Source organism: Algibacter pacificus (assembly GCF_008033385.1).
In the GTDB taxonomy this organism is placed as follows: Bacteria; Bacteroidota; Bacteroidia; order Flavobacteriales; family Flavobacteriaceae; genus Algibacter; species Algibacter pacificus.
Genome location: NZ_VOGY01000005.1, coordinates 168,735 through 186,669, shown reverse-complemented (window position 1 = coordinate 186,669; position 17,935 = coordinate 168,735). Strand labels below are relative to the sequence as shown.

The 17,935-nt window shown below is 33.8% G+C and carries 12 protein-coding genes and 1 tRNA gene; 2 read left to right on the top strand and 11 right to left on the bottom strand.

The genetic code is table 11. From position 1 onward, the window contains the following. Positions 1-2 precede the first annotated feature (2 nt). The 10 genes from FQU21_RS09580 to FQU21_RS09535 form a co-directional block, all read right to left on the bottom strand. Positions 3-1,781 (bottom strand): efflux RND transporter periplasmic adaptor subunit, encoded by a 1,779-nt coding sequence (locus FQU21_RS09580; RefSeq protein ID WP_147677777.1) that lies wholly within the window; start codon positions 1,779-1,781, stop codon positions 3-5. After that, on the bottom strand, positions 1,771-2,253 hold the full coding sequence (locus FQU21_RS09575; protein WP_034043590.1) for a DUF305 domain-containing protein: 483 nt from the start codon (positions 2,251-2,253) through the stop codon (positions 1,771-1,773). Before FQU21_RS09575 ends, FQU21_RS09580 begins: the two co-directional genes overlap by 11 nt. 18 nt (positions 2,254-2,271) lie before the next feature. Further along, positions 2,272-4,770, bottom strand: coding sequence for a heavy metal translocating P-type ATPase (locus tag FQU21_RS09570; RefSeq protein ID WP_147677776.1), 2,499 nt, complete (start codon positions 4,768-4,770; stop codon positions 2,272-2,274). Next, entirely contained in the window at positions 4,770-5,990 is a 1,221-nt protein-coding gene (locus FQU21_RS09565; protein ID WP_147677775.1) for a TolC family protein, read from the bottom strand. Before FQU21_RS09565 ends, FQU21_RS09570 begins: the two co-directional genes overlap by 1 nt. Further along, complete coding sequence (locus FQU21_RS09560; protein WP_147677774.1) at positions 5,987-9,715, bottom strand: efflux RND transporter permease subunit; 3,729 nt, start codon at positions 9,713-9,715, stop codon at positions 5,987-5,989. The genes FQU21_RS09565 and FQU21_RS09560 overlap by 4 nt, the downstream gene beginning before the upstream one ends. 111 nt (positions 9,716-9,826) lie before the next feature. Then, on the bottom strand, positions 9,827-10,240 hold the full coding sequence (locus FQU21_RS09555; protein ID WP_147677773.1) for an HYC_CC_PP family protein: 414 nt from the start codon (positions 10,238-10,240) through the stop codon (positions 9,827-9,829). Positions 10,241-10,319: 79 nt separating this feature from the next. After that, complete coding sequence (locus FQU21_RS09550) at positions 10,320-11,423, bottom strand: DUF4238 domain-containing protein (RefSeq protein ID WP_147677772.1); 1,104 nt, start codon at positions 11,421-11,423, stop codon at positions 10,320-10,322. Between the two features lie 7 nt (positions 11,424-11,430). Beyond that, positions 11,431-13,113: a hypothetical protein gene (locus FQU21_RS09545; RefSeq protein WP_147677771.1), complete on the bottom strand. Its 1,683-nt coding sequence runs from the start codon at positions 13,111-13,113 to the stop codon at positions 11,431-11,433. Beyond that, a complete protein-coding gene (locus FQU21_RS09540) occupies positions 13,110-14,690 on the bottom strand; it encodes a hypothetical protein (protein ID WP_147677770.1) in 1,581 nt (526 codons plus the stop codon). Before FQU21_RS09540 ends, FQU21_RS09545 begins: the two co-directional genes overlap by 4 nt. 219 nt (positions 14,691-14,909) lie before the next feature. Beyond that, positions 14,910-14,991 (bottom strand) — tRNA-Leu (locus FQU21_RS09535). 175 nt (positions 14,992-15,166) lie between these two features. On the opposite strand from FQU21_RS09535, the gene FQU21_RS09530 reads away from it, so the two are divergent. Next, positions 15,167-16,555: a dipeptidase gene (locus FQU21_RS09530; RefSeq protein ID WP_147677769.1), complete on the top strand. Its 1,389-nt coding sequence runs from the start codon at positions 15,167-15,169 to the stop codon at positions 16,553-16,555. A 259-nt stretch (positions 16,556-16,814) separates the two neighbouring features. After that, the gene (pth, locus tag FQU21_RS09525) at positions 16,815-17,381 is read left to right on the top strand and encodes an aminoacyl-tRNA hydrolase (protein WP_147677768.1); all 567 of its coding nucleotides are present in this window, start codon (positions 16,815-16,817) and stop codon (positions 17,379-17,381) included. Positions 17,382-17,446: 65 nt separating this feature from the next. Here the strand turns inward: pth and FQU21_RS09520 are convergent, their stop codons facing one another. Beyond that, a complete protein-coding gene (locus FQU21_RS09520) occupies positions 17,447-17,911 on the bottom strand; it encodes a glycosyl-4,4'-diaponeurosporenoate acyltransferase CrtO family protein (protein WP_246124815.1) in 465 nt (154 codons plus the stop codon). Positions 17,912-17,935: the final 24 nt, after the last annotated feature.

The window sequence follows — 17,935 nt, the reverse complement described above, 5'->3', positions numbered from 1 at the left end:
TATTATTCTATTACTTGTTTTACTTCTCCACAGGTTAGCATCGCACCACCAAAATATGGGTTGATTACTTTTTCTTCCCTGCTCAACCAGTATGCACCATTGTTATCGTCTACCATAGGGCAAAACTCAACAAAGACTTTTTCATTGATACCAAAGGTTTGAATTGTACTAATTAAATGTGATGAGAGGTGCTTAAAATGATTTCGTTGTGATTCAATATTTGATGTGTTTGAAATTGATAGTGCCGATGCTTTTATTTCTTTTTCTAATGACATCCAATGACCATGAGCCTCTTTATCTTTTAATAGCTTCATATCAACCTTAGATAAATTACCCAATAGTCTTTTTGATTCTGTTATTACATTATTAGATTCATCTTTAAGCAAAGCATCTTTTAATTTGATATAATCATTAAAAACAACTTTAATCTGATTCTGAAAGTCCTTAGACACTTTTATCCTCTCATTCATATTAGAATGATTCTCATTATTTGCTGAAGGATCCTTTTCCATTCCAAGATGTCCTTCATGACCAGTCATAACTTTACCACCTTTTTTATTCATCATTGATTTTTTACCTTGTAATTGCGCTGCTCCATCAACAGTAAACGTTCCATTTGTTACTATCTCATCGTCAATACTCAAACCCTCTAACACCTCATAATTATCGCCAATTTGATTACCTAATGTAATAATGCGCATTTCAAAAACAGGTTGAGTAGGGTCTGTTTTTATATAGACAACTGAACGTTCTCCTGTCCATAAAACGGCTGTAGATGGAATAGTCAATATTTGTTCGTTACTTGAAGAAATTCCTTTAATATTTCCTTCAACAAACATTCCTGGCTTAAAAACATTCTGTTTATTATTAAGCACCGCTCTTAATTTCACAGTTCTTGTTCTTGTATCTAAAACAGGATCTATAAAATCTACTTTAGCTTTGAATTCTTTATTAGAATAAGTATTGGTAGTGACTGAAATTTCTTGTCCTTTTTTAAATAAATCGATTTGATTTTCATACACATCAAAATTTGCCCAAACCGTGTTTAGATTAGCTATTTTGAGTATAGGTTGACCTAGTTTAATATAATCGCCTTGTTGGACTAATTTATCTGAAACCGTACCTGAAACCGTTGCATATACCGGAAAGTTTTCTTTAACCTTACCAGAAGTTTCAATTTGATTAATTTGATTTTCAGAGAGCTTCCACAATTTTAATTTGTTACGTACAGCCTTGTACAATGCAGGTTGTGATTCCTTTAATGAAGCTGCTGTGATGAGTTCTTGTTGCGCTGCATATAATTCTGGCGAATAGATAGTTGCCAATAACTGCCCTTTTCTAACTTCTTCGCCTGTAAAGCTCACATTTAGACGTTCTATTCTTCCAGAAAAATAACTGACTTGGACTGCATTAGCTTCTTCATTCTCTACAATTTTCCCAGATAATTTAATGATATTATCTTCTGTTTTACCATTGCTGACAATTGAGGTTTGAATATTTGCCAACGCCATAGCGTTTTCTGTAAGCTTGAATTGGTCTGCTAATAATCCTTCAGAACTACTTTCAGCAGGAATTAAATCCATACCACAAATAGGGCAATCTCCAGATTCTGGTTGCATAATCTGTGGATGCATTGAGCACGTCCACATTTGATTAACTTCAGATACTGCATCATGATTATGTTCAGTTTCTTTAGCAGCTGAATTACCAAAAAGAAACCATCCTAACAAAAGTCCTACTGCTAATATTCCTATGTAAATGACTAATTTATTATTTTTCATTTTCTAATCGTTTTATCATTGCTTTCATTTCTTCTATTTCCTTACGTTGCGCTTCAATAATAGCATTTGCTAATTTTTTGACTTCTGGGTCTTGAATATCTGCTCGTTCACTTGTTAGTATGGCAATAGAATGATGAGGAATCATCCCTTTTAACCAAAGCACATCTCCTACAATTGGTGCTTGTGCTCTAACTAATCCTAATGCACTTACAAAAAGCACTAGGCTTCCTATAAGTATTGCTATATTCTTCTTTTTGTTTTTATACATTTTCAGCATGAATAATAGCATAATAACTGCCATCGTTGAAATTCCTAAGCAAACCATATAAAAGCGAGTCAAGCTGAAATATACATGGTCTATGGCATAGGTATTTAAGTACATGGTTATATACATTGCTATAAATGACAACCCTAACATTAAAAAAAATGTTTTATAGTTTCCTTTATTTGAGTGTTGATTTGAATTTTCCATAATTATTTGATTTTATAGTTAAACTTTAATTGTTCTTAATCTTAATGCGTTGGCTATAACTGAAACAGAGCTAAAACTCATTGCTAATGCTGCAATCATAGGCGAGAGTAAAATTCCGAAGAATGGGAACAAAACACCTGCTGCAATCGGCACACCTAATGTGTTATAGATAAGTGCAAAAAATAGATTCTGTTTAATGTTTTTCATTACAGCATCGCTTAAATTTCTGGCTTTTACAATACCGTGCAAATCGCCTTTTACCAAGGTTATCATGGCACTTTCTATAGCTACATCTGTTCCTGTACCCATTGCGACACCTACATCACTTTTAGCAAGTGCTGGTGCGTCATTAATACCATCGCCTGCCATAGCAACAACCTTTCCTTTTTCTTGTAGTTTCTCTACTTCTTTAAGTTTATCCTCAGGCAACATACTTGCTTTAAAATCTGTAAGATTTAATTCTGTTGCTACTGCTTGTGCTGTGTCGTGATTATCGCCTGTTAACATGATGACTTCAATACCTTTGTCTTGAAGTTCTTTAATGGCTTTGGCGCTAGTTTCCTTAATTTTATCGCCTATTACTACATAACCAGTAACCTTTTTATCTATTGATAAATAAGAAACAGTTTTACCTTGCTTTTGATAGGTTTTAGCTTCTTCCTCCATTTCCGAAGTTATCTCTGCATTGGCATAATCCATCATCTTAGGATTTCCTAATGCCACCTTTTTATTATTAACAGTAGCTTTTACACCTTTACCTGTAACGGCACTAAATGTTTCAGATTTTAAAATTTCAACATGTTGTTCTTTTCCATATTTAACGGTAGCTTCTGCTAATGGATGTTCGCTGTTTTTGTTTAACGAAACAATATATTTCAGAATGTCATTTTCGCTAAAATCAGTATCAAAAGAACCTACTGTTTCAACGGTTGGTTTTCCTTCGGTAATTGTTCCTGTCTTATCTACGATTAGTGTAGTAACCTTACCCATTTTTTCAAGTACTTCTGCATTTTTAATCAATACGCCATTTTGAGCACCTTTACCAACACCAACCATTACAGACATGGGTGTTGCCAATCCCAATGCACAAGGACAAGCTATTATTAAAACAGCAATAGCATTCACAAAGGCATAAACATAAACTGGTTCTGGTCCCCAAATTGCCCAAACTGCAAATGTTAGTAAAGAGATAATGACCACAACAGGCACAAAATAACCTGATACTTTATCGGCCAAATTTTGAATTGGCGCACGACTTCTACTGGCATTGTTAACCATGTGGATGATTTGAGAGAGTAACGTATCACTCCCCACTTTTTCAGCTTTCATTAAAAAAGATTGGTTGCCGTTTATTGTTCCGCTACTTACTTTATCATTTACTGTTTTATTAACAGGAATTGGCTCTCCAGTAATCATAGATTCGTCAATGGTTGTATCTCCTTCTGTTATCGAGCCATCCACAGGAATTTTATCGCCTGGTTTTACTTTTAGAATATCATTTAATTCAATAGCATCGATGGTTACTTCAACATCTTCGCCATCTACTACTTTTATAGCTTTATTGGGTGCTAGCTTTAACAATTCTTTTACTGCTGAATTGGTTTTACTATGCGCACGAGCTTCTAAAAGTTGACCTAAAAGCACTAATGTTAGGATAACGGTTGCTGCTTCAAAATAAACGTGTACTGCTCCAGATTCCGTTTTGAACTGACTTGGAAAAATGTCTGGAAAAAACATACCAAAAACACTAAATAACCAAGCTACACCAGCACCTATTCCAATAAGTGTAAACATATTAAGATTCCACGTTTTTATACTTTTATAGGCACGTTCAAAGAACATCCAAGTAGCATAAAATACAACTGGAATGGATAATGCAAACTGAATCCAATTCCAATATTTTTGTTCCATGATGTCATACAATGGATTATTGGTCAGCATTTCGCTCATTGCGATTAAGAAAATTGGCAATGTGAATATTACTGCAATCTTAAACTTCTTTAATAACTTTTTATAGGTTTTCTCTTCCGCTGAACTATCTGCTTCCATTGGTACTAAATCCATTCCGCATTTAGGACAGGCACCTGCTTCATCTTTTATAATTTCTGGATGCATAGGACACGTCCATTGTTCTATTGAAGTTGTGGATAGATTTTGTTCTTCGACTAAATCCATTCCGCAGACAGGACAATCTCCTGATTTATCATAGGTCTTTTCGCCTTCGCAATGCATTGGGCAATAAAATGTACCTGAGCCTTTACCTTTTGGCTGTTTTTCCTTTTCTACTTTTGTATGAAGGTCTTCTCCTGATTTATGAATACTATACTTTCCACCACCCTTTTTTAAAGCTTCTTGAAACTTCTCTATTGGAATATGAGATTCCATTTCGATGGTTGCTTCTGCTTTTTCTAAATCAACAGAAGCCTTTGAAACACCTTTCACTTTTGAAAGTGTTTCTTCTACGTGACTGCGACAACCGTTGCAAGTCATTCCGTGTATGTGATATGTGTGTTTCATTATTGCTTTGTTAAATAGTTAATAATTGTAGTTTTCACATAGTAGGTTTTAACCGACTCTATTTGGTTCATTTGAAACTTCAATTGCAATTCTTGTATGTCCAAAACGTCATTAAAATCAACCGTTCCTGTTTCGTAATTTTTAATAAGAATCTCTTCAGCATCATTAGCTTGCTTTAAGTTCTTAGTTTGGGTTACATAACTTATTCTAGCTGAAACCTTATCGTTTACTGCTTTATCTAATAGTGTTTCTAAAGTATTTGTACGCTCTTGTTTTTGTGCCAAAATCTCTTGCTGTTGCAACTCATTTTGTTTGGTTTTGGATTTGTACTTATTATTGAATATGGGAATAGATAGGGATACCATTGGCATAATTATATCTTTTCCATTGTCACTAAAATCCATGTTAGGACGTTTATCAACATTGATATAATCTAAGCCGAAACCAATCATTGGACTGCTTTCTTTTTGGTTTAATAATTCAGATTGCTCTACCGACTGATAGAGTTTATCGAATTTCAGTAATTCAGGATGTAGGTCCAAATTTTCAGAAGTTATTTCAAAATCTTCTGAAGGAATTATTAACTCGTTAACAACAGAAACTTCTAAATCTTTATCACGATTTAAAAGCTTATTAAAAGTAGTTTGTTCTGCTAAAAACTGTTGACTCAAAACATCTTTTAATTGTTGCATTTCGTTTTGACGCATTTGTAATCGCAAAACATCTACAGCTGAAGCTTTCCCAACTTCAACCGATGTTAAAGCCAATATTTCGTAAGTTTTAAGTAGTTTAATATTCTCGCTTAATACGTCTTGTTTTGCGTTATTAGCGTAAAGGTTGTAATAGGATTGTGATACCGAAACCATCAATTTTCTTTTGGCAATAACAATATCTTCGTATTTAGCATCTGCCAAAGCGCTCACATAGTTTTCTCTTGCTGTTATATTACCAAACCAAGGCAACATTTGTTTAGCGGATACTTTGAAGCGTTGCGCTCCTGTACGTGTTTCTGGTTCGCTTACGAAGTAACCCACTCCAAATTCGGTATTAGGTAATGTATTTACTTCATTCACTTTTTCGGAAGCAATACTATACTGTAATTCAAACTTTTGAATTTCAGGATTGTTATTTAATGCTTCATCAATAAGTGTTTCTAGTTCTTGTGCATTTGAAACACTAAAAACTAATAAACCTATGAGTGTATAAATTATTCTTTTCATTTGTTTGCTCTTTTCAATTTAAACTCTTCTCTCCAGCTATATAATACGGGTACAATAAAGTAAGAGGTAATGTCTATAACCATTCCGCCAAATATTGGAATTGCCATAGGTATCATAATATCACTTCCTTTTCCTGTGGATGTCAATACTGGTAAAAGCGCCAAAATGGTAGTTACAGTAGTCATTAAACACGGACGAATACGTTTTTTGGCAGCTTGTAAAGCGGAAGCTCTAATACTCTTTTTATCAGAAGGTTTTTCACGGTCAAAAGTTTGCGTGAGGTATGTTGCCATAACGACACCATCATCAGTAGCAATACCAAATAATGCTATAAAACCTACCCAAACTGCTACACTCAAATTGATGGTTTTCATATTGAAAAGGTCTCGCATATTTTCTCCAAATAAACTGAAATTGAAAAACCAATCTTGACCGTACAGCCATATCATTATAAAACCACCTGCAAATGCAACCGTTATTCCTGTAAAAACCATTAATGACGTAGTAACAGATTTGAACTGGAAATACAGAATCAAGAAAATAATAGCAAGTGCTAATGGAACGACTACAGAAAGTGTTTTTTCAGCTCGTAACTGATTTTCATAAGTTCCTGTAAATTTATAGCTGATGCCTTTAGGAACAGTTAATTCTCCTGAATCTATTTTTTGCTGAAACAAAGCTTGCGCATTTTCAACAACATCAACTTCCGCAAACCCATCTAATTTATCAAACAACACATAGCCAACTAAAAAGGTGTCTTCACTTTTAATGACTTGCGGACCTTGTTCATATCTAATAGTTGCTAATTCACTTAATGGAACAGGACTTCCTTTTTCAACAGGAATATAAATACCTTTTATATCTTCTGGATTACCACGCAGTTCTCTTGGATATCGCACCCTAACAGCATAGCGTTCTCTTCCTTCAACCGTTTGCGTTATAGCCATACCACCAATTGCTACTTTCAGCACACTTTGTACATCCTCTATAGACACACCATAACGTGCTATTTTTTCTCTATCAATATCAATAAGTAAATAAGGTTTCCCTACAATTCTATCTGCAAAAACAGCTTGCTCTTTTACACCTTCAGCTTGTTTAAGAATGGTTTCTAGTTGCAATCCAAACGCTTCAATTTGTTTTAAATCTTGCCCTTTTACTTTTATTCCCATAGGTGCACGCATACCTGTTTGAAGCATGACCAATCTGGTTTCTATGGGTTGTAATTTTGGTGCAGAAGTAACCCCTGGTAATTTGGTAACTCTAACTATTTCATTCCAAATATCATCAGGACTATTAATTTCTGGTCGCCAATTGCGATAGAATTCTCCATCATTATCTTCAATTAGTTGAGCATGTCTAACTTTTGTAAAAACAACATTTTCTGAATTATTAGGGTTGGCGATAAATGTTCCATCTTTCAACTCAAAAGCACCATCGTCGTTTACTTTGTAGCGTTGTCTTTTTCCTTTTGAGTTACGCATGTATTCAGACTTATACTGAATCATGTTTTCGTACATAGATAAAGGCGCAGGATCTAATGCAGATTCTGTTCTACCAGACTTTCCTACTACGGTTTCAATTTCTGGAATGGTGGCTACAGCCATATCCAATTGCTGAAGAACACGTTTATTTTCGGCAACACCTGAATGTGGTAATGAGGTTGGCATTAATAGAAAAGAGCCTTCGTTTAAAGATGGCATAAATTCTTTTCCTGTATTATTCATAATCCATCCTCCAGAAACTAGAACAGTTGCTGGAATAATTAAAAACAATAACTTGTTTGCTAAAGCCCAATTTAAAAATTGACCATAATACCTTCTAAAAATTGAAAATATTCCTAAAATTCCAAAGCAAATAATAGCCACAAAAATTAAGTTTACTAGAATACTTCTGTCAAAACCTAATGGTCGCCAATATTCGGCAAGTAAAAATATAATGGCAGTACATGAAATAATAATATTTACAAGATTGCTGTTTTTCTTATTTAGTTTACCTAAAACTCCGAGTAAACCTGTAATACCAAAAGCAACTAAAATAATCCCTAGCCAATATCCAGTAACCATAATTGCGATTCCAGCAATTATTAAAGCACCATTTATAATGTATTTAAATGAACTTTTAAGTGATGTTTTTCTGAATAAATAAGCTGCGAATGGTGGAATTAGAAACAAAGCAATAACCAAAGATGCTGATAATGCCATCGTTTTGGTAAAAGCTAAAGGTCTAAACAATTTTCCTTCTGCACCAATCATTGTAAATACAGGCACAAAGCTGATGATTGTAGTTAATACCGCTGTTAAGATTGCTCCTGAAACTTCGGCAGTCGCATTATAAACTACTTCATTTGTAGTTAACGCTGTACCATCTTCTCGTAACCGTAATTTTTCATCATCGAGATGGCGAATCATATTCTCTGCTAGAATGACGCCTACATCTACCATAGTTCCAATAGCAATAGCAATACCAGAAAGTGCTACAATATTGGCATCTACGTTAAACAGTTTCATCGTAACAAATACCATTAATACTGCAACAGGCAACAATCCAGAAATTAAAATAGAAGCTCTTAAATTGAAAACCATAACAATAATAACCAAAATGGTAATTAATATTTCTAGTGTTAATGCTTCATTAAGTGTATCTAATGTTTCTTGAATAAGTTCGGTACGATCATAGAAAGGAACGACTGTTAATTGTGATGTTCGTCCATCAGCCAATACTTTTGTTGGTAATCCACCTTTTAGTTCTTCAATTTGAGCTTTTACATTGTTAATGACCTCCATTGGGTTAGCACCATATCGCGCCACTACAACGCCACCAACGACTTCAGCACCTTCTTTGTCTAATAAACCTCTTCGTGTTGCTGGACCTAATGATACTTTACCAATGTCTTTAATCTTAATTGAAGTAAAATCTTCGGAAGTCACTACAGCATTTTCAATATCTTCAACAGATTTCACATAACCCAAACCACGCACTAAATATTCAGCTTGATTGATTTCTAAAGTCTGCGCACCAATATCTTGATTGCTACTTTTAACCGCTTTTACAACTTGGTTTAAACCAATGTTATATTGACGCATCAACTCTGGATTGACATCAACTTGATACTCCTGAACATAACCACCAATGGAAGCTACTTCAGAAACACCACTTGCAGTAGATAAAGCATATTTTACATAGTAATCTTGAATGCTACGCAGTTCGTGTAAATCCCAACCGCCGGTAACATTTCCGTTTTCATCTCGACCTTCAAGAGTGTACCAAAATATTTGTCCTAAACCCGTGGCATCTGGTCCCAATGCAGGATTAACACCTTCTGGTAATAATCCACTTGGTAATGAATTGAGTTTTTCTAGAATACGACTGCGACTCCAATAGAATTCTATATCTTCTTCAAAAATGATATAGATACTTGAAAACCCGAACATAGAAGAACTACGAATGGTTTTCACTCCTGGAATACCGAGTAAAGAAGTCGTTAAAGGATAAGTAATTTGGTCTTCTATATCTTGTGGCGAACGACCATCCCACTTTGTAAATACAATTTGTTGGTTTTCTCCAATATCTGGAATGGCATCTACCGCTACGGGGTTGCTTGGTAAAAATCCTGTGTCCCAATTAAAAGGTGCGTTTACAGTTCCCCATCCAACAAAAAGGACGAGTAGCAGAACTGCTACGAGTTTATTTTCTATTAAAAATTTGATGCTTTTATTTAGCATTAGCTTTGATTATTAAACAGTTAGACATTGGCGTTAGGAAAACACCGAATACAGCAAATTATCCTTATGACATCATACAGTCATAGGATAAAACAGTCTATTGTTTAAAAATCAAATTAAATAAGTCTCGTCAATCTTGAAGATTTCCTTTATGACGAGTGGTGGTTCGTATGCTTCGTAAGAAGATACATTATTATCTAAACCTTCAAAAAGGTTAATATAAGTGTAAACAAATGAAGCAATGAATACTTGTTGCTCAAAAGAAATTTTGTCAACTTGTAATTGCAGTTCGTCTTGACCATCTACTACCAATTGTTCATCATTACAACAGTTCTTTTTTATAATAGAACAACCCTCAGTTGAAGGTTTTTCCATTTCCATTCCGCATCCTTCCGCTTTATTGAACATAGCAGTTTTAACCAAAGTATCTCCACAATAATGCATATTAAGCGTAAATGACATTGTAGAGAATAACACTACAAAAGCCATTGCCAAAGACATTATTTGATGGAATATTTGTTTCATACTGATTGCAAAGTTACGAAATTTTAACAACACCTTGTTTTGTTTAACAGAAGTTTAGAGGTTTAGAGTTTACGCGTTGTTACCATTTTTCCATTTTAGAAAGTACTTTTTTATATTTCAACATTTGTATATCATCTTTACAATATGGATGCTCTAAAAGTTCTTTAAGTTTACCTATAAACTCTTTTGAATCAAATCCCTTTTTCTTTAGAATATCAAATAAAACAAGAGCTTGTTCTACTCTATATTGAGCTTTTTTTAAAAATTCTTCTCCATTTTCTGGATTTTCATAATGGTTTTGAATATCAAAATGTTTATCAATATCTCCTTTGTATGCTACTAATAAGTTTTCAGCATTCTGTTGGGTAACTCCATTTGTTGTAAATACATAGTCTCTATCTTGAGTAAGTCTATTAATTCGTGTTTGACCATCTGCATAGTCATTAGGATGTATCTCTAAATAATGTGAACGATCCAAGGGTAATGTAATAACTGCTTTAGGATCATATAAACCTTGAAATTTATTTGTTTCAAAATGTCTTATTGAAACGGGGTTATCACACGTTATTATTGGTGCATTGGTGTCATTAATTTTAATCACATTTATTGTACAATCATATTTGAACTGTACAAAATTCCCCCATTGTTCTAAATGATTTACTAAAAAAACTGTTCTTGCACGTTCATTATATTCTTTTTTAACTACCTCAATATCATCAATATGAAATTCCATTTTTTCTCCATACAAATTCATTTTAATAATACCTTCTTTATTTACTGTATGTGAAGCAGTATCAAATATTTGGTTATTAAAACTTTTTTGATGATTTAAAATCCTTGGTGTGCGGAAATATAATGATAGACATACATAAAGTATTTGGATTTTTTGCTCTTGCGTAACCGTAAGCAGTTTTTCGTCAATAAGTAACTTATATACTTTTGGAAACTCACTATCAACATTTTCAGCATAGTGTTTTTCTAAGGCATATTTTATTTCATCTGATTCAGCTGGTATTGTATAAATATTCTTTTCAAAACAAATATCTTTAGTACTAATTTGCTCTAATAGCATATCATTATCCATTTTGTAAACATCCACAAAGTGATTTCTTTTTCTTCCTTCAACTGCAAAGTTCTTTAAATATGAACGTGGTATATAATGTTGTTTTATTGGATTTGACATTATTCTATTATTTTGTTGAGACTTCTTGCTTCATAAAAACACGCCAAGTTGAAGGAAATGGTTGGCTCTTATAGTGCCTACTGGCAACATGAGCGACACTATCGAAAATGTGCTTAAAGATTTTAAAATCTTTTTCTAATCCAAAAAGTTTAATCTCTTCTAAAACTTCTTTTTTATAAGTTTCAACATCCTCATAAAGCGTTACTGAATGTTTTGTTGTGCCTTCGCCATGACTATAATCTTGAATACAAATTTTATTTTCCATTTCTTTAAGCGGAAACCAAATCTGTAAATTTAAGTCTGTAAAAAGTTCCGTAGAAATCTTCCTTACGAACTTGTATAAATCTTCATCATTAAATACTAAAGCATATTCAGCCAAAATAGGAATTATCATAGATGATTGGACATCACATTCTTCTTCGCCATTGTGAATATCTACCAGCTTTTCATAACTTTTTCTAAACAAAGGAAAAAACTTATTAAGCTTATAATTATTGTTAAAACCTAAAGTCATTTCAGAAATCCATTTTTTGGCTGGGTCGAAGTTTCTTGTAAAATTCATTAGATTAAGTGCTAATGCAATTTCAATACTATGGACATCGTATTCTGGATATTTTGAAGGTGGATTGTTCTGAATAAACAGACATAATCCATTACTAATTGAAAGTGCGCTTTGATAATAGGTTTGTGCTTGTTCTTCATTTCCTTCTCGATAATGGATTCTAAACTCTTGTATTTCGGTTAAGCCTATGATTGCTATTATTCCTATTTCCTCCCAAACATTCAAGCTATATTCTAAACTATTTCTACTGTACTTGTATATGCTGTGTTCAACTTTATAGTGTTCAACTACTTTATTGAAATAATTGACACCTATTGTTCTTTTTAATGAGTGAATTTTGTAAAATTCTTCCCTGACATAGCTTTTCTCTAAATGATTACCTTCTTGTATAAAATGCCAAAATAAAAGTAAACAACGTTCACTTGCAAAAATAGAAGGCTTTAAGTTATTATTTTCCTGAGACCATTTATAAATGATATTTAAACACAATCTTACCAGCCTCAACTTTTTTAAGATTTGCCTTTTCTGCTTGGGTTGCTTCTCTAAAATTTGCTGAATAAGCGCATAGAAATGTTGTAAATCATAATCTGGTAATTCTAGAAATACTAAGGACTTTCTTAACAGCGATTGGTACTCCTGCGGAAATAATTTTTCATTTGCCAAATAGTCGTCAAGCATAGCACTTATTTCGCCTGTTCCCCAAAAATCGTACTCAATAGTATCTGTTGTGTTTTGTTCGACATATTGTGTCCAATCGCTAAGTACATTTTGATTTCTTACTCCATTTGTACTAACAATTATTTTTATAGGAAGTTTTTTGAGATTTGTTGTTAAAGAAATAGGTATATAAGTATCCTTTATTTGGTTTAAAGTAGAGCGAATTGCATTTATATTTCCATCCCAAGTTGTTCTTGTTAGATTGCCTTGTTTCACAGCTAACAAAAACACTTTTTTAATACCATCTTCTGGATCTATACCAACAGCAGAAATATCCACACCAAATTGACGACCTTTCATTGGTTTTGAAATGGTTGTGAATTTCATTCCAACTAACAAATCAGTCAGTAAAGTATCAAGCTCTTTATCCTCTTTTAAAAGATTTATGTATTCGCTTAATAAAAATCTCATTGTCTTCTTTTAAAATTTTGCCAATACAATCTTTCTTGTGCTTGACCTATTGGGTCAATAAATTCGCCTCTTGGCATTTCGCCAGAATGAGATATAAGTGCTGGTATCATCTTTTCCGTGTATTCGCCTTCGTATTTTGAGAATATAGATTTACCTGCTCTATAATTAATTGTTTTAAGAGATTTAAAAAAGGAAGGGCTTTCTGTTTCACTTTCTTTAAATGATTTACTGAATTTTTTACCTTCGATTTTATTATAGTAAATAAGTCTTCGTTCTGAAGGTGCAAACTCTTTTAAGTTTTCTAAATTTGAATATGCCTTATATTTATATTCGCCTTCTTTTACAATATCGTTAATTATTTTTTTGAGCTTTCTACTTGCAGTCTTCTTTTTTAAGTTTAAAAACTCTATCGCAGAATAATAATTAAAGATGATATGGTTGATAAACAAATCAGCTAAAAACGGAACGACTTCTTTGTTATCTGCTTTTTGTTCCAATATAGAATACACCAAGGAAATTGAGGTGTCCTTATCATAAACGAAAGCGAGTATTTTATACGTGATAAATTCAATATCATAATCTGAAAAGTCTTTTATTACATCTTCAGAAACCGTTAATCCAGATAAATTTCTCATATATCTAACGCTATTCATTTTAAAAATAGCAATATGAAAATTGGGATTGTCATTATTTAACCAGTTGGTGTATAGCTTTTGAAAGTCAGTATAAAAATCATCACAAAGTGTATTTAGCAAATGACTGAAATATTCAATCTTTCTAGCATTATCAGCACTCATGGCTACCCAATCAGTAATAAAATCAACCACTAAACTTAAATTGGTTTTGGCTACATTTTCTAATCGATATGCCAATTGACTATATGCTCCAGCATGTTCTATATCAATGTGAAGCAATAATGGAAGATATTTTTTGAATAGGTGTATTTCGTTATCTAAATCGATATTGTAATCCAAGAAGTAAATAAGCTCTAATTGAATTTCAATAGTGGCAATAATTGATAGCTTATCTATAATTTTATCTGCATTTTTTAATTCATTTCTTTTATTTCTAATGGTAAAGAAAATTGATGGCCATAGCTTCTCTAAACTTTCATTATTAATAATACTACTGAATTGTTTCTCAATCCAGCTTACAAATGTTTTTGGTGTTGTTTTCGCAATTAAATCAATTTTAACGATAGATTTTATTCCTATTTCATTGAAGCTTATGTTATCATCTTTGATTAGGCGTTTAATTTCATCTATTACAAACTTTTGGTCTGAATGATATAATCCAGATAGAATATCCATTAATGTAAAATACGAATCAGGATTATTCGTTTCAAGTGTCTTTAAATAAATTTCTTTTCCAAAAGAAGCGTCCTCTTTTGCTTCGCGAGTTATGGCTACTTGAAGATTTCTTGTAGGATAGTTACTTTTTAAATTTTCAAGCAATTCTGGTAGTGCCTTAATATAAATATCAATGTCAACATTTTTAATTTCGTCACAAAAGGTTCTATAATCTTGCCATCGATTGGCAGGCTCTCTATTATCTAATAAGTCTTGTAGAAATTGCAAATGAAAAAGAATTAAATTTTTGACTAAAGTTAAAAAAGAATTGATACCGTTTCAGTAAACAAGGATAAAGTTTTTTACATGACACTAAATGAAATCAAAACATATCAAAAACTATTTAAAGAAAGAAAAAAAACAAAATGTTGTACCTATGTTGTACCTGAACAAAAAAAGCTCCTCAAAATTGAGAAGCTTTTGTCTACGATAACGCAGTTTAAAATGTGCGGGAGAAGAGACTCGAACTCTCACACCTCGCGGCACCAGATCCTAAGTCTGGCGTGTCTACCAATTCCACCACTCCCGCATTTTAATATTTTAATAACTTTTTCTTGCCTAATTCCTAAGTCTAGCGTGTCTACCAATTCCACCACGCCCGCTAAAGGACTGCAAATATAAACAAGATTTTTAAATTGCAAACTGCTTTACCAAAAAAAACATTCTTTTTTTTATACTTTTGATGAAATAACAACATTTACCCCATGAAAAGTATTCAAAATTACATCGCCGAACATAAAGATAGATTCCTAAACGAACTTATCGAACTCCTTAAAATGCCGTCCATAAGTGCAGACTCCGCTTATAAAACTGATGTTTTAAAAACCGCCGAAGCTGTAAAAACCAGATTAGAACAAGCAGGATGCGACACCGTAGAAATTTGCCAAACCGACGGCCATCCTATTGTGTACGGACAAAAAACAATAGATAAAAATCTACCAACCATATTAGTTTATGGCCATTACGATGTGCAACCGCCAGATCCAATTAACCTTTGGGACTCCCCACCATTCGAACCCGTAATAAAAACAACCGAAACACATCCCGACGGTGCCATTTTCGCCCGCGGTGCCTGCGATGACAAAGGCCAAATGTACATGCACGTAAAAGCCATGGAGTTTATGACTTCTACCAACCAACTGCCATGCAACGTAAAATTCATGATAGAAGGCGAAGAAGAAGTGGGCAGCGCTAACCTAGCTACTTTTGTGAAAAACAACCACGACAAACTTAAAAACGACGTCATTTTAATTTCCGACACCGGCATGATTGCGAATGATGTGCCATCCATAACCACCGGTTTACGAGGCTTAAGTTACGTAGAAGTAGAAGTTACTGGTCCAAATCGAGATTTACACTCGGGTCTTTACGGCGGCGCAGTAGCCAACCCAATAAACATTTTAAGTAAAATGATAGCCTCACTTCACGACGAAAACAATCGTATTACCATTCCTGGTTTTTATGATAACGTCGAAGAACTTTCAGCCGAAGAACGTGCACAAATGGCAAAAGCACCTTTCAGTTTAGAACACTATAAAAAAGCCTTAAACATTAACGATGTTTACGGCGAAACCGGATACACCACAAACGAACGCAATGCCATTCGTCCAACACTCGATGTAAACGGCATTTGGGGCGGCTACACCGGCGAAGGCGCAAAAACCGTAATTGCCAGCAAAGCCTACGCTAAAATCTCTATGCGTTTAGTACCAAACCAAGATTGGGAAACTATAACACAACTTTTTAAAACCCATTTCGAAAGCATCGCCCCTAAAGGCGTAACCGTACAAGTAACCCCACACCACGGCGGCCAAGGTTACGTAACCCCAATAAACAGCATAGGCTACAAAGCCGCAAGCCATGCTTACAGCGACACCTTTGACAAAGCTCCAATACCACAACGTAGCGGCGGAAGTATCCCCATTGTAGCCCTGTTCGAGCAAGAATTACAAAGCAAAACCATCCTTATGGGCTTCGGTTTAAACAGCGATGCCATCCACTCACCAAACGAACATTTTGGCGTATGGAACTACCTAAAAGGCATAGAAACCATTCCGCTATTTTATAAATATTTCACTGAGTTTTCTAAATAAATAATTAGGGCGTTACCACAACCTTGCTTTAAGGGCAAGGTTATGGTCGGGCTTTCGGCAGTCGCTTTTTTGTGCACCAAGTATTTCAACCATCTCATTATATTTTGGCAAGCTCTACATTCAGTCCTTTTCAACTATAATACATCCAACACAAAAAGAGCTTCAACAAAGCCTCAATCCCTAACGCAAATCTGCCAACACTTGTAATCAACCAAAAGGAAATAGTATATTTGCACCTTAAGTGAAAGTAATATCAAAAATGAAAAAATTTTTAATCGTCGGCTTAGGTAACATAGGCGAAAAATACGCAAACACACGTCATAACATAGGTTTTAAAGTTTTAGACCATCTGGCAAGCGAAGAGAATCTAACCTTCGAAACCCAAAAACTTGGCGACATAGCCACCTATAAATTAAAAGGACGCACCTTTATTTTACTAAAGCCAAGCACGTATATGAATTTAAGCGGTAAAGCCGTACAATACTGGCTGACCAAAGAAAAAATTCCATTAGAAAATTTACTAGTTATTACAGATGATCTTAATTTACCTTTCGGAAGCATTCGTGTAAAAACCAAAGGAAGCGATGGTGGCCACAACGGATTAAAAGACATTCAAGCCACTCTAAACACTACAAAATATAACCGTTTCCGTTTCGGCATTAGTGACACCTTTAGTAAAGGCAAACAAATAGACTATGTCCTTGGCGAGTGGTGCGATGAAGAAAACAAAATTCTACCAGAACGCTTATCAAAATCCATAGAACTTGTTAAATCTTTCGGTTTAGCTGGTGTAACCAACACCATGAATACGTTTAATGGCAAATAACTGGCCGTCTTAACACAGTAAAAAATACTAGCGTTAGTAGCAGAAAAACTAACATTTTTTCGATGCTAACAATCGCTAGTTTTACTCTTTTTTCTAATCAAACGATCCATTCTACGTTTGTTTTCCTGTTGCAGTAATGAAGGATATAAATTCATAAAAACATTAAAAATCATGATGGTGAACGCTAAAGAATAACTCCCCAAAACCCCTTTATAAAGCGCAACAATTGTCATAAACACAAACCCAATTAAATGCCCTATTTCCGCAATAGTCATCTCACGTCGTATCGTATTTAAATCGGCGTTCTTCTCTTTCAATTTTATTTTCTGATTAAAAAATTTAAAAAAGGTGTTTTTTACAATCCACTTAAAGTACCCAAGTCCAATAATTTTATTCCACTTATCTCGCTTTATAAAATTAAAGTTCTCTAAATAATGGTAAAAAGACTTGTTTTGAATTGCCGCATTTAAAATCAATCCAATTGTCCACGAAATAAAGGCTACCGAAATACTAAAAACAATAGATTTCATACATCACTCCATTTTTTTATCGAA

Bases quoted from the DNA above. Each gene is read 5' to 3' on its own strand.
- FQU21_RS09550 (WP_147677772.1), bottom strand. From the start codon at position 11,423: ATGTCAAATCCAATAAAACAACATTATATACCACGTTCATATTTAAAG.
- FQU21_RS09560 (WP_147677774.1), bottom strand. From the start codon at position 9,715: ATGCTAAATAAAAGCATCAAATTTTTAATAGAAAATAAACTCGTAGCA.
- FQU21_RS09575 (WP_034043590.1), bottom strand. From the start codon at position 2,253: ATGGAAAATTCAAATCAACACTCAAATAAAGGAAACTATAAAACATTT.
- FQU21_RS09570 (WP_147677776.1), bottom strand. From the start codon at position 4,770: ATGAAACACACATATCACATACACGGAATGACTTGCAACGGTTGTCGC.
- FQU21_RS09555 (WP_147677773.1), bottom strand. From the start codon at position 10,240: ATGAAACAAATATTCCATCAAATAATGTCTTTGGCAATGGCTTTTGTA.
- pth (WP_147677768.1), top strand. From the start codon at position 16,815: ATGAAAAAATTTTTAATCGTCGGCTTAGGTAACATAGGCGAAAAATAC.
- FQU21_RS09565 (WP_147677775.1), bottom strand. From the start codon at position 5,990: ATGAAAAGAATAATTTATACACTCATAGGTTTATTAGTTTTTAGTGTT.
- FQU21_RS09545 (WP_147677771.1), bottom strand. From the start codon at position 13,113: ATGAGATTTTTATTAAGCGAATACATAAATCTTTTAAAAGAGGATAAA.
- FQU21_RS09520 (WP_246124815.1), bottom strand. From the start codon at position 17,911: ATGAAATCTATTGTTTTTAGTATTTCGGTAGCCTTTATTTCGTGGACA.
- FQU21_RS09530 (WP_147677769.1), top strand. From the start codon at position 15,167: ATGAAAAGTATTCAAAATTACATCGCCGAACATAAAGATAGATTCCTA.
- FQU21_RS09580 (WP_147677777.1), bottom strand. From the start codon at position 1,781: ATGAAAAATAATAAATTAGTCATTTACATAGGAATATTAGCAGTAGGA.